At 53.5% G+C, this 12,539-nt stretch carries 11 protein-coding genes; 10 read left to right on the plus strand and 1 reads right to left on the minus strand.

What is annotated here, in order from left to right; genetic code table 11:
- The first annotated feature begins 15 nt into the window (after nucleotides 1–15).
- From EZJ44_RS06145 to EZJ44_RS06155, 3 genes are all read left to right on the plus strand, one after another.
- Nucleotides 16–1,263, plus strand: a complete 1,248-nt coding sequence (locus EZJ44_RS06145; protein WP_241658616.1) for an o-succinylbenzoate synthase — start codon at nucleotides 16–18, stop codon at nucleotides 1,261–1,263.
- A 180-nt stretch (nucleotides 1,264–1,443) separates the two neighbouring features.
- Nucleotides 1,444–3,093, plus strand: coding sequence for a 2-succinyl-5-enolpyruvyl-6-hydroxy-3-cyclohexene-1-carboxylic-acid synthase (gene menD / locus EZJ44_RS06150; RefSeq protein WP_131281358.1), 1,650 nt, complete (start codon nucleotides 1,444–1,446; stop codon nucleotides 3,091–3,093).
- 257 nt (nucleotides 3,094–3,350) lie between these two features.
- Nucleotides 3,351–5,078: a S1C family serine protease gene (locus EZJ44_RS06155; RefSeq protein WP_131281360.1), complete on the plus strand. Its 1,728-nt coding sequence runs from the start codon at nucleotides 3,351–3,353 to the stop codon at nucleotides 5,076–5,078.
- Between the two features lie 88 nt (nucleotides 5,079–5,166).
- On the opposite strand, the gene EZJ44_RS06160 is transcribed toward EZJ44_RS06155, so the two are convergent.
- Complete coding sequence (locus EZJ44_RS06160; RefSeq protein WP_131281362.1) at nucleotides 5,167–6,573, minus strand: isochorismate synthase; 1,407 nt, start codon at nucleotides 6,571–6,573, stop codon at nucleotides 5,167–5,169.
- A 31-nt stretch (nucleotides 6,574–6,604) separates the two neighbouring features.
- On the opposite strand from EZJ44_RS06160, the gene EZJ44_RS06165 reads away from it, so the two are divergent.
- The 7 genes from EZJ44_RS06165 to nuoE all read left to right on the plus strand — a co-directional run bounded on the left by EZJ44_RS06165 (nucleotide 6,605) and on the right by nuoE (nucleotide 12,519).
- Complete coding sequence (locus EZJ44_RS06165) at nucleotides 6,605–7,309, plus strand: demethylmenaquinone methyltransferase (RefSeq protein WP_338324613.1); 705 nt, start codon at nucleotides 6,605–6,607, stop codon at nucleotides 7,307–7,309.
- A gap of 158 nt (nucleotides 7,310–7,467) precedes the next feature.
- Complete coding sequence (locus EZJ44_RS06170; protein ID WP_131281364.1) at nucleotides 7,468–8,751, plus strand: NAD(P)/FAD-dependent oxidoreductase; 1,284 nt, start codon at nucleotides 7,468–7,470, stop codon at nucleotides 8,749–8,751.
- A 103-nt stretch (nucleotides 8,752–8,854) separates the two neighbouring features.
- A complete protein-coding gene (locus EZJ44_RS06175) occupies nucleotides 8,855–9,217 on the plus strand; it encodes an NADH-quinone oxidoreductase subunit A (RefSeq protein WP_131281366.1) in 363 nt (120 codons plus the stop codon).
- A 2-nt stretch (nucleotides 9,218–9,219) separates the two neighbouring features.
- Nucleotides 9,220–9,777, plus strand: coding sequence for an NADH-quinone oxidoreductase subunit B (locus tag EZJ44_RS06180; RefSeq protein ID WP_124055292.1), 558 nt, complete (start codon nucleotides 9,220–9,222; stop codon nucleotides 9,775–9,777).
- An 8-nt stretch (nucleotides 9,778–9,785) separates the two neighbouring features.
- Complete coding sequence (locus EZJ44_RS06185) at nucleotides 9,786–10,493, plus strand: NADH-quinone oxidoreductase subunit C (protein ID WP_131281562.1); 708 nt, start codon at nucleotides 9,786–9,788, stop codon at nucleotides 10,491–10,493.
- The gene (locus EZJ44_RS06190) at nucleotides 10,493–11,839 is read left to right on the plus strand and encodes an NADH-quinone oxidoreductase subunit D (protein WP_131281368.1); all 1,347 of its coding nucleotides are present in this window, start codon (nucleotides 10,493–10,495) and stop codon (nucleotides 11,837–11,839) included. Before EZJ44_RS06185 ends, EZJ44_RS06190 begins: the two co-directional genes overlap by 1 nt.
- Nucleotides 11,839–12,519: an NADH-quinone oxidoreductase subunit NuoE gene (nuoE, locus tag EZJ44_RS06195; protein ID WP_131281370.1), complete on the plus strand. Its 681-nt coding sequence runs from the start codon at nucleotides 11,839–11,841 to the stop codon at nucleotides 12,517–12,519. Before EZJ44_RS06190 ends, nuoE begins: the two co-directional genes overlap by 1 nt.
- Nucleotides 12,520–12,539 lie beyond the last annotated feature (20 nt).

Below are 12,539 nucleotides of genomic sequence, written 5' to 3' on the forward strand. Positions count from 1 at the left end.
TTCTATTGTGCCAAAGTGCTGTGCGAAGTTCGATTCGGGTTTGGTGTGGGCTGTTCGGAATGTGTGGGCGATAAACGCAACTTCTCAATATATGTGCAGATGTTGCGCAAAACGCACCAAGATTCCGCGGCGTGTAGGACTGTGGCCGCTGCATGGCGGATGTCTCAACTCGGGCATTATCCTAAATATGTGAATACCGAGCACTTTTCAGACAGCGAGCTACCTGCTAACCAGCATCTTTCCTCCTTGGCCGCCCGGTCGCTTGACCTGCGCGCTTACGTTTTCAACGTGCCAATCACTAAATTTCGCGGCATTACTCAGCGCTCCGGCGTGCTTTTGCAAGGTGAGGCAGGCTGGGCCGAGGTTTCGCCATTTTGGGATTACGACGATTCATACTCAGCACGTTGGCTACTTGGCGCAATAGATCATGCTGTGCATGGACTTCCGCCGGCGATTCGCTCTGAAGTGCCGGTAAATGCCACTATTCCGGCCGTCGATTCGCAGCGCGCTTTTGCCATTGCAAGCTCGGCGGGAGCAAGTACCGCTAAGGTCAAAGTTGCAGATCAGCAGCCCTATGACTCGCCTCAAAATGTAGCGCAGGATCTGGCACGCTTGGAAGCAGTGCGCGATGCTCTAGGAGCTGACGCAAAAATCAGAATTGATGTGAACGCACGGTGGGAAAGCGATACCGCTCTCAAGTTGATTCCGCTTTACGACGCCGCAGCTGGCGGCCTCGAATATGTGGAACAACCAGTCGAAACGGTGGCCGATCTAGCCTACGTACGCAAGAAAATTGACGTTCCCATCGCGGCAGATGAATCGATTCGCCGTGCTGAAGATCCGTATCTCGTGAAAAAAATGGAGGCCGCTGACGTGGTGGTGCTCAAGAATCAGCCACTTGGAGGAGTGCGCGCCACACTCGATTTAGCAGCTGAATTGGACATGCCGGTGGTGGTTTCCTCAGCTCTTGAATCCTCGGTCGGACTTCGCGCTGGTCTGGCGCTCGCGGCGGCATTGCCGGACTTGCCATTTGCCTGCGGTCTTGCCACGACGTCTTTACTGCACGAAGATGTCACATCAAAGCCGCTTGTTCCCATCCACGGTGTAATAGAGCTTCGAGATGTGGAACCGGACCTCATCGAAGAAAATTCTGCTCGAGTACCTGCTGATTTGCGGGCGCAATGGGAAGCGAGGCTCAGCCGAATGTGGGAAATTTTGCGTTCTCAAGGTTTGCTGGCCGCAGGTGGTCTTACCTGGGGGTAGCTGCGGGTGGTTTAGCCTGGGTTTAGCCGCCAGCGGTTTCACTTGGGCATAGAAGGCGTAGAATAGTCAAAGTTTCATAAGTTTCGCTCTGCGCTGGCTTTCGATGGTGTGCCATAGGCATGCCGCTGGTCTGAGTAACGAGCGAGCTCTGTATTGCCGCCGATTGGAAAAATCCTGGATATGATCTCTTCAACTGTTGCCGCGCGAGAAGCTGTTGCCACGCTGGTAGGAGCAGGTGTGCGCACGTTTGTGCTGTGTCCTGGTTCGCGTTCAGCACCACTTGCGATAGCGCTCGCGGAGGCCGAACGTGCCGGCGCAGTCCGTCTTCATGTGGAGACGGACGAACGAGTGGCAGGTTTCGTTGCCTTGGGTTTCGGTACGCAAAATGTCCCGACGGCGGTGGTGACGACGTCGGGTTCCGCCGTCGCGAATCTTCACCCAGCTGCCGAGGAAGCTCTGCACGCTGCTGTACCGATCCTCTTTCTGACTGCGGATCGACCCCACGATATGCGGGGAGTGCGTGCATCGCAAACGACCGATCACCTCGCTGTGCTGGGTGGATCGGTGCTTCACAGCGTCGATATTCCAACGGACACGCCCAATCTGCGGGCTTTGCGCAATCAGCTCATGCGAGCGGTTCGTGTGGCGTTGGGTGTTGGTTTCGCTGGTGGACGTGGCGCAGGTCCAGTACATATCAATATGGCCTTCCGCGAGCCACTTGTGGAGCGAACGCCGTGGGAATCTGCCAAAGCTGATTGTATGACTGGCTCGACGGAGACAAAAACGCATAATGCCAACCCTGAACAGGAAAAACGTACTGTGGTGGTGGCGGGACCTTCGCGGGTATTGGCTTCGGAGGAACGGGCGCAAGAATTTGCCGATTCACTTGGGCAGATTCCGGTGCTCGCTGAGCCGTCGAGTCTTTTGCGTGCTCTGCCGCAGGCAGTTACGGCGCATCCTTTGCTGCTTTCCTCTGAGCTGGGTAAACAGATCGAAAGGGTAGTGGTGATTGGCCATCCTACCTTGACGCGAGAAGTAGCTGCGTTGCTTGCAAACGAGGCTGTAGAAGTAATCGTGGTTGACGATCAGCCCACTTACACCGATGTTTCTGGCAATAGTGCGCGCGTAGTTGACCTGGTTGATTTACCTGCGTGGTTGAGTATTGATATACCGTGGTATCAGGAATGGCAACGCGCTTCGATAAAGGCTCGCCGCTATCTTCACAATGCGCAACCTCAAATGGATTTTCCGACCGTAGCCCGTGCGATTTCCAGTTCTGATGTCACCACGATGTTGGGAGCTTCGTCGATCATTCGGGAAGTCAATCTTTACGCTGATTGTCCAGGCAAGGTGTTTGCCGCTAATCGTGGACTTGCAGGAATTGATGGTACTGTTTCCACATCTCTTGGCATTGCGTTGGCTTCTCATGAGCCAGTGCGAGTGGTGGTTGGTGATCTTACATTCATTCATGACTTGGGCGCGCTCGTACGGACGTGTGGACAAAGTGAGAGTGTGGATTTGCAGGTTGTGGTGGTAGACGACGCCGGCGGCTCCCTCTTCGCAACGCTCGAGTACGGTGCGGGCGAGGTTACCACCTTTGATCGAGTGTTCCGCGCTGCAAAAGAACTCGATTTTGCTGCGTTTGCGCAGGCAGTGGGCGAGCATGTGAGCTTCCGACGCGCAAGTGGCAATCCGGCGTCTTTGGCAGCAGAAATGGACGCTTTCGCAGGCGGAATCGAAGTATTTGTGGTGGAACTCGGCCGCGAAGAGATGTCGGAGATGCGGGCAAAAAGGCTGGAATGGCGCGAGCAAATCATGGATTTGCTGTGAGCGTAACGTTCCCAGCTAACATACAGCTACAATCCAAGTAGCATGAAGCTCACTGTGATGAAGTAGTTTCATAAGATCAGGAGATACCTAGTAAATGGCTCTGTTAGCGCGAGTACTGGCGTGCAGAGTGCTGTTGGATAGTGCCGTGATTTCCCAAGTGCTTTTGGGAATTCTCAGGTGGCGCGAACCGGCAGGAATTAATTAGTTGTGGCCGTCCCTAGCGGCGAGGTCTCTTAGTACGAACGGAAGGAAACGTCGTGAACGATGAGAAAATGCCAAGCAATGATCCGGTTGCCGGACGTCAAGGCGATGCGACGGAAGAATTGCCATCGGACGCACAGTTGAATTCGACGAATCCGAGCCAATCTCAGGATTCGCTTGTGCAGCAAGATTCAGGAGCGACGCCGAAGCGTCCCGAAGTCTCGCAACGTCCTGTTATCATCAACTACGGTGCGAATGCGGTGGGATCGGTGCACGACGATGGTGTGGAAAACGCAGATGGCGCAGAAGGTAAGGATAACGCAGAGGGCACGGATAACGCGGCAAACGCGCAATCGCCGATGCCAGTGACGCCACAGACGAACGTGCCAACGGACGAACACTCGCCGACGAAAGAAGCTGGCACCGAATCGTTGCCGCAGAACGAAAACATTACTGCAACCGAGCAACTTGGCGTTGCATCTGCGCAAGCAACATCTGCTCAGTCAGAGCCTGAACAGCCAGCTTTTTCGCAAGCAACACCTGCGTCATCTGCTCCTACACAGCCGGTTCCTATGCAGCAAGCTCCAACACAAGCGAATCCTTCGCTAGGAACAGCTTGGATGTACGCGCCGAACACGGAGGCTCCGGAGGATAGCAAAAAGGGGAAGAAGAAGTCCCGCCCCGGTTGGGCGGCACTTATTGCGGTTGGTGTTGTAGCTGCTCTTGCGGGTGGTGGACTCGGCGTCGGCGCCATGACCTTGCGCTACGACGGATCGCGACCAGTGAGCGTCTCGGAAGGAAAACCAAATATTAAGCCAGTTGTGGATGCGCACGCTGATGCGCCAGACTGGGGCGCCGTCGCGAAAACCGTGGGACCGGCAGTGGTGGCGATTAACGTCGATTCTCGCCAAGGCGAAGCAGCTGGTTCTGGAGTGATTTTCGATAAGGCTGGGCATATTCTCACAAATAACCATGTGGTTGCCGGAGCAGAAAAAATAACAGTTACGCTTTCGGATGGCCGTGTTATTGAGGCAAAAACGGCTGGAACGGATCCTGCCACCGATTTGGCGGTGCTCACGCTGGCCACAGTGCCGCAAGACATTACCGTGGCGGCGATGGGGGATTCTTCCCAGGTGAAAGTTGGAGATCCGGTTGCTGCAATTGGAAACCCGCTTGGATTGTCGTCCACAATGACGACGGGTATCGTTTCAGCACTTAATCGCCCAGTTCAGACGGCGGGTGCGAACCAACAAACGGGGGAGCGCACCCGCGTTGTCACCAATGCGATTCAGATAGATGCGGCAGTGAACCCGGGTAACTCTGGTGGGCCTATTTTCGATGCTCAAGGTCGCGTAATTGGAATTGCTTCCTCGATCGCTTCGATTTCTGGCGGAGGGGCTCAAGCAGGCTCAATTGGACTCGGCTTCGCTATTCCGATCAACCTCGCTGAAAATATTGCGAAACAGCTGGTTGAAAAGGGAGTTGCTGAGCATGCCTTCCTTGGTGTTTCCATCGTGGATGGAATTGCTCAATATAAGGGTATGTCTAAGCTAGGTGCTGAGGTGAAATCGGTTGAAGACGGCACTCCAGCGGCAGCTGCTCATATTCAGGTGGGTGATGTTATTACGGCAGTAAATGGAAATCCTGTCACATCAGCCGCTTCACTCACAGGCTACACTCGCCAGCATCGCTCGGGGGAGAAAGTGACTTTGACGTTTGAACGCAATGGTGAATTGCAGGAAACAGATGTAACTCTTGCAACCCGTCAAGATACTCAGAAATGACGTTTGGGCTATGCCTTGAATAGGCACAGCCCAAACGCAATATCAAGGGCTCGTCAACTCTGACTACCCACACCAGAGGGTGTTGCGATCACAACCGTGATTGCAACACCCTCTGGCCTAATGTGGCAATGTTGAAAGCTCCCATAATTGGCTCAAATTTGGCTTCAGTTTCGGTCAATTCGGACGATGGAATTGAATCTGCCATGATTCCACCGCCAGCCCAGGCGCGCGCTTGGCGGTTCGCATCAATCTTTGCGCAGCGCAATGCCACACACCACTGCCCATAATTCCCAGATGACACCCATCCCACCGGCGCGCCATAGCGATCACGATCAGTTACTTCAACATCCTCAATAATGCTCAGTGCAGTGTCATTTGGATGTCCGCCAAGTGCTGCTGTGGGGTGCAGCAGACCAGCCACGTCGATAATCGAGCGGGAACTGTGCAGTTCCGCCACCACGTCAGTGGCAAGATGTAAAACGTTTGGCAAAGGCAAAACAAAAGTTTCACTGGTAGTAACAGTTCCGACGCCGCTGAGCGTATTGACCACCGATTCAACTGCAACTTGATGTTCGATCTGATCTTTTTCGGACGCAACCAACAGTCTGGACTGCTCATCGTGCTCGGCGGTGGAATTAGCGTGCTGGGATAGAGATGTGCCGATACCAGCCACACTTTCGGTGCGATTCGGTAGAGTACCTGCAAGCACGCGAGCAAATACGCGAGAATCCTGCGGTGAGGTGATATCTGAGTCCTCAATAATCGCTGCAGAGGCTGCGAGCATCTCTGGACTTGCGCCAATCAGTCCATCAACGGCAAATACCCAGGTTGATGGGTAAGAATCGCAAAGACGATCGAGGAGTACGCGCTCGTCAATATCTGAGTCGGTCTCAATAGCGAGAGTGCGTGAGAGCACCACTTTTTCAGCCTCACCTGCGCGAATCTTATTTGTGACCAGCTCGACTTGGGCTTGCCATTCGAGCGGATCGGGAATTTCGTGAACGTTCTCAACACTGAACTGAGTAAAACTGCCGGCGCTACCTTTCAATACGGCGTCGAGCAGCGCCTTTGCTTCAGGAGCGAGAGTCTCAAATACGTCGACGTCGTCTGGACCAATGATCGTCAGCCAGGCTTTGCCAGCGCGACGTCCCACGAGCACCTGCGGAATTATGAGTGTTGAAGCAGCTGGGGACTGTGCTGCGAAGCTAAAAGATCCAAACGCGAATAATCCACTGCCAGGTACGCGAACTTCGTCGCGAACCTCTGCTTGTAGTTCAGTTGCATTCCACCAAGTAGTGAGGTGGTTGAAGCGACTTTCTGCGTCGTCACCTCGCTGGGGAACGTGCGTTTCTTGCGCTGCAATTCCGGCAGCGACGACGCCGTCGTCACCTCGTATCCACGCGAGCTGATTGCGTGGCGCAGTAAGGAGCGATCTGAGGTTAGGCAGATCGGGTAGGGCAGAAGTCTGCGAACGTAGATGTGGGATCGTCAACACAAATAACGATGTTACGTCGAATGGTGATTAAATGCTTAATATGAAGCGAGCTACGTTAGCAAAAAATCCACATGATGTGTCTGAAATGTTCGACGAAGTGGCGAAGAAGTATGACGTCACTAACACTGTTCTCACTGGTGGTCTGATTCACGTTTGGCGCAAAACTACCACAGATGCGCTGGATATTTACGCGGGAATGAAGATTTTGGATCTCGCTGCCGGCACTGGAACGTCCGCCGCTCATTACGCACAGCAAGGCGCCGACGTCGTGGCATGTGATTTTTCGCGCGGAATGATCGAAGAGGGGCGACGCCGCTATCCGCACCTCAGTTTCGTTGAAGGTGACGCCATGAATTTGCCCTTCGAGGCTAACTCCTTCGATGCCACCACGATTTCTTACGGTTTGCGCAATGTGTCGGATCCGCAGAAAGCTTTGCGGGAGATGCTTCGCGTCACGAAGCCGGGCGGAATTTTGCTGGTATGTGAATTTTCACGTCCATGCAATCCGGTATTTAGTTCGCTCTACAAGTTCTTTTTGGGCACAGCAATGCCGGTGATTTCGGGGGTATTTTCGTCCGACGCCGCCGCATACGATTATCTCGCAGAGTCGATTTTGACCTGGCCTGCCCAAGATGAGCTGGCACGATACATTTCCGATGCCGGTTGGGATCGGATCGAGTACAAGAACCTTACAAATGGAATTGTGGCACTGCATCGGGCACGTAAACCGGTGTAATTTTCAATGAGGGACTAAATGCCTAATTACGTCACATTTTTCTTTCGTAATTCTGCGACTTCTAGGTGTATTCCCCTTTGAAAACAACGTAGACTTCCACAGGAAGTATGTTCAAAATGGCGTGTAAATATTGCTATGAAGTTTGGAAGCGGTGACCGATGAGTTTCGCTGAGAAAGCGGACGTTGTAATTGTGGGTGCAGGCCCAGCCGGCTCGGCAGCAGCACACTATCTTGGACAGTATGGACTTCACGTTATCGTGCTAGAAAAATCAACTTTCCCGCGCGATAAAATCTGCGGCGATGGGCTCACCCCGCGCGCAGTATCTGAACTTATCCGGATGGGATTTGCGATTCCGGAAAGCGATGGTTGGGTGCGCAATTATGGTGTGCGTGCCTACGGCGGTGGGCACACCATCGAAGTTCCTTGGCCAGACCTCGCTTCTCAGCCTAACTATGGAACTGCTCGAGCTCGCAAAGACTTTGATCATAAGCTCATCACTTTTGCCACTAAATCCGGCGTTGAACTTCGCGAAGGCGTGACCGTCACTGCTCCCGTTTTTGATGAACGCTCAGGTCGCGTGATCGGTGTGCGTGCACGCAACACTGCTGAAGGTGGACGCGGCGAAGAATTTAGCATTGGCGCGCGTTTCGTGATTGACGCCGGTGGAGTTTCGGCACGTATCGCAACTGCGGCAGGCCGCGAGAAAATCATGAATCGGCCGATGGGAGTGGCAGTTCGCACCTATTTTGAATCACCGCTTGCGAGTACCACCATGATGGAATCTCACCTCGAGCTGTGGTCTGGAAAAGCGGGAGAATCGGATCTTTTACCTGGGTACGGATGGGTTTTCGCCGTCGGAAATGGGCTCGTTAATGTGGGTCTCGGTTCGCTGTCCTCTACTGCTAAACCGACTGGTGTTGACTACAAAAAAGTCTTCCAGACGTGGATGAATAATGTTCCTGAGGAATGGGGATTTACCCCTGAAAACCAGCGTGGTCCCCTCCGCTCGGCTGCGCTGCCGATGGCCTTTAACCGAAAGCCGCACTACGCCGATGGTTTAGCTCTTATTGGCGACGCCGGTGGAATGGTTTCGCCTTTTAACGGTGAAGGCATCGCCTACGCGCTTGCCTCGGGTCGTATTCTTGCTGATCACATTGCTCAAGCGCTCGGTCGTGGTAGCTTACGCCAGCAAGATCGCGTGATGATGGAATATCCAAAAGAAATACGTGATGAACTTGGCGGATATTACACAATGGGTCGAGTTTTTGCTGCGCTTATTGAGCGTCCAGAAGTGATGCACATTTGTGTGAAGTACGGTCTACCTCGGCCAACGCTCATGAAGTTAGTGATGAAGCTGCTCTCAGATACCTATGATCGCCGCGATGGTGATTGGATGGACAAACTTATCACCGCCTTGACCAAGGTGGTGCCCAAAGCGTGATTTGCACAGTTATTCGGAATTTTTCGACTCAAAGCGATACGCTTATAGATGGTCTAATGCGCAGTTGTGTGCATTGTTTGAACAATAGGCAAGTGGAGGCTAAATGAACCCCTATGTTCCACTTTTAGTGATGATTATTGCGTCGGCAGTGATTGCTTTTGGCGGTCTTGCAGCCAGCGCGATTTTAGGTCCAAAGAAGTATAACCGCGTCAAGGTCCTCAACTACGAATGTGGTGTTGAAGCTACACCAAATGCAGGATCGGCTGGGCGTTTCCCCATCAAATACTTCCTCACGGCAATGACCTTTATCATCTTCGATATTGAGGTGGTATTCCTCTACCCATGGGCAGTTAGCCATGAGGAACTTGGGCTCTTCGGTCTTATTGCAATGGCCTCGTTTGTATTCCTCATTACGGTTCCATTCATTTACGAATGGCGCCGTGGCGGTCTGGAATGGAGTGAATAAATATGGGTTTGGAAGAAAAGATTCCGCAAGGAATTGGCCTCACCACGATGGAAGCCGTGCTCGGTTGGGCACGTGCCCGCTCGCCATGGCCAGTCACGATGGGTCTTGCTTGCTGCGCAATTGAGATGATGGCCTTTGGTGCGGTTCGTTACGACGCATCACGAATTGGTATGGAAGTATTCCGAGCTTCGCCGCGTCACGCCGACCTCATGATCGTTTCTGGGCGAGTGAGCCATAAGATGGCACCAGTCGTTCGTAATATCTACGACGAGCTCATGGAGCCAAAGTGGGTTATTTCCATGGGTGCATGTGCATCTTCTGGCGGTATGTTCAACAACTACGCGCTCGTGCAAGGAATCGATCACATCGTGCCGGTAGACATCTACCTACCAGGCTGCCCTCCACGTCCAGATATGCTCATTAATGCCGTGTTTGAACTGCGAAATCAGCTTATGGAAAAGGCTCCGATTGGCCAAGACCGCATCGATATGTGCCGTGCAGCTGAAGAAGCCGCACTGAAGGCAGAGCCAGTCGAATTGAAGAAGGGACTCCTAGCGTGACACAGAACATGGATGGAGTAGTGGCACCACAGCCTGATGCACAAGCATCGGTAGGTGCAAATTTCCTTACCGAACGAAGCGGAATGTGGGGCGTCAAGGGTTCAGGCGATACCACTGGTTTCTCAGGTCAGCGTGAAGTTGTGGCAATTTCGCAGCCAGCAACGCGACCTTACGGCGGCTGGTTTGACGCCGTCGTCGACATCATCATTGAGCTAGCGAAAGCTGATGGATACGACGAAACCGATGTGATTGAGAAGGTCGTGGTGGAACACGGTCAGCTCGTGATTTTCGTTAAGCGTGAGCGTCTCCTCGACGTAGCTCGCTACCTGCGTGACGATCAAGATTTGCGCTTCGAGATGACGCTCGGTGTGTCTGCTGTGCACTACCCCCAGGACAAGGGGCGTGAACTGCATGGTTATTTCCCATTCTTCTCGATTACCCACAATCGCATGATCGCTTTGGAAGTTACTGCTCCAGAAGCTGATCCGCACATGCCATCAATCGTGCCGGTGTATCCCGGTGACGATTGGCCTGAGCGAGAGGCGTTCGACCTCATGGGTATTATTTTCGACGGACACCCCGGACTCGCACGTTCAGCGATGCCAGATGATTGGGTAGGACATCCGCAGCGCAAGGATTACCCGCTTGGAGGCATCCCTGTTGAATACAAGGGCGCCGTCATTCCACCACCGGACACTCGGAGGGAGTACAACTGATGACTCAATCACCTCGTGCAACCAAGCCGCTTAACGAAGAAGAAGCGGCCAAGTACACCTCGTTCGACGCTGTTGGTGGAGACTGGGCTTCAATCGCTCGGCAAGCCGAAGAGCTCGGCGAAGAGCATATCGTGATCAATCTCGGACCAGTGCATCCCGCTACTCACGGCGTATTGCGTTGCCAGTTTGAGATGGACGGCGAAAACGTTAAGGAAATCCGGGCAGCCACTGGATTCTTGCACACGGGCATCGAGAAAAACATGGAGTACCGCACCTGGACTCAAGGCGTGGCATTCTGTACTCGTATGGATTACGTGGCTCCGATCTTCCAGGAAGTGGCCTACTGCTTGGCAGTGGAGAAGCTCTTGGGCGTAACCGATCAAATTCCAGAGCGTGCCAGCGCGATTCGCGTGCTGCTCATGGAATTGGGCCGTATCAACTCCCATCTTGTTGCTATCGGATCGGGCGGTAACGAGCTCGGTGCAACCACGATGCTGACCCTTGGATTCCGTGGACGTGAGGACATCTTGCGCATCATGGAAGACATCACCGGTCTTCGCATGAACCATGAGTTCATTCGCCCAGGTGGTGTGCTTGAAGACCTCCCAGAGGGCGGCATTGACTACATCCGTGAATTGCTTCCAAAGATTCGTTTGACGATCTCCGAAATGCAAGACCTCACGATGGCAAATCCGATCTTTAAGATGCGCCATGTGGACGTAGCGGTATCGCCGCTGTCGTCGCTGATGGCTTTGTCAATGACTGGTCCCTCTGTTCGCGCTGCTGGTGTGCCATGGGATTTGCGTAAAACGCAGCCATACTGTGGTTATGAGAAGTACGAGTTTGATGTGCCGGTAGCCGATAAGGCCGATGCCTATAACCGCGTACTGGTGCGTTTCAACGAGTGCTACCAGTCCTTGCGCATTATCTACCAGGTTTTGGATCAGCTCGAAAAGACCGCTGGTCAACCTGTGATGATCGAGGACAAGAAGATCGCGTGGCCAGCTCGCCTCTCGATTCAGTCCGACGGGCAGGGTCAGACTCCGCAGCACGTGCAGGAGATCATGACCGAATCGATGGAGTCGTTGATCCATCACTTTAAGCTGGTCACCGAAGGATTCCGCGTGCCAGCTGGTCAGGTATTCCAGCTCATCGAGCATCCAAAGGGTGTTATGGGAGTGCATTTGGTTTCCGACGGCGGAACTCGCCCGTACCGTGCACATTTCCGCGATGCGGGATTCAATAACTTGCAATCGCTGGGCGTGATGGCAGAAGGCGGCATGCTCGCTGATACGATCGTCGCCCTGGCAATGATCGATCCAGTTATGGGAGGAGTAGACCGCTAATGGCCGAAAAATATACCCCCGAAGTTGAGGCACGTTTGCGTGACGACGCCGCCAAAGTCGTTGCGCGCTACCCTCATTCGCGTTCGGCTATCATGCCGTTGCTCCACCTCATCCAATCAGAAGACGGTTTCTGTTCTCCGCGCGGAATCGTGCTCGTAGCCGATATCCTCGGCCTTTCGCGTGCACAGGTTTCAGCTGTGGCGACCTTCTACTCGCAGTACCGCCGTCATCCTAATGGTGAATACAACGTGGGCGTTTGTACGAACGCGCTGTGTGCAGTTATGGGTGGCGACATCATCTGGGAAGAGCTCAGCAACTACCTAGGAATTGGGCACGACGAGACTACTGAGGATGGAAAGATCACCCTTGAGCAGCTCGAATGTAATGCCGGTTGTGATTATGCGCCTGTGGTGATGGTCAACTGGGAATTTTTTGACAATCAAACACCGCAGTCCGCTAAGGACATCGTGGACGATATTCGCGCTGGTAAAGATATTCATCCTACCCGTGGTGCGAACACCGTGGGAACGTTTAAGGAAATCTCGCGTGTGCTCGCCGGCTTCGAAGACGGACGTGTTGATGAAGGACCAGCAGCAGGCGATGCCTCCTTGCGCGGCTTGAAGATTGCCCGTGACAATGCATGGACTGGTCCACAACCTAGCGGAGAGGAAAGCAAGTGACCGCATACTCTTCACCAAGC

This window comes from Arcanobacterium bovis, from assembly GCF_004331995.1.
GTDB classification, from domain to species: domain Bacteria; phylum Actinomycetota; class Actinomycetes; order Actinomycetales; family Actinomycetaceae; genus Arcanobacterium_A; species Arcanobacterium_A bovis.

What these genes read in the sequence shown, in the direction of transcription:
- menD (WP_131281358.1), top strand. Translation starts at nt 1,444, where the DNA reads ATGATCTCTTCAACTGTTGCCGCGCGAGAAGCTGTTGCCACGCTGGTA.
- EZJ44_RS06165 (WP_338324613.1), top strand. Translation starts at nt 6,605, where the DNA reads ATGCTTAATATGAAGCGAGCTACGTTAGCAAAAAATCCACATGATGTG.
- EZJ44_RS06170 (WP_131281364.1), top strand. Translation starts at nt 7,468, where the DNA reads ATGAGTTTCGCTGAGAAAGCGGACGTTGTAATTGTGGGTGCAGGCCCA.
- EZJ44_RS06175 (WP_131281366.1), top strand. Translation starts at nt 8,855, where the DNA reads ATGAACCCCTATGTTCCACTTTTAGTGATGATTATTGCGTCGGCAGTG.
- EZJ44_RS06180 (WP_124055292.1), top strand. Translation starts at nt 9,220, where the DNA reads ATGGGTTTGGAAGAAAAGATTCCGCAAGGAATTGGCCTCACCACGATG.
- EZJ44_RS06185 (WP_131281562.1), top strand. Translation starts at nt 9,786, where the DNA reads ATGGATGGAGTAGTGGCACCACAGCCTGATGCACAAGCATCGGTAGGT.
- EZJ44_RS06190 (WP_131281368.1), top strand. Translation starts at nt 10,493, where the DNA reads ATGACTCAATCACCTCGTGCAACCAAGCCGCTTAACGAAGAAGAAGCG.
- nuoE (WP_131281370.1), top strand. Translation starts at nt 11,839, where the DNA reads ATGGCCGAAAAATATACCCCCGAAGTTGAGGCACGTTTGCGTGACGAC.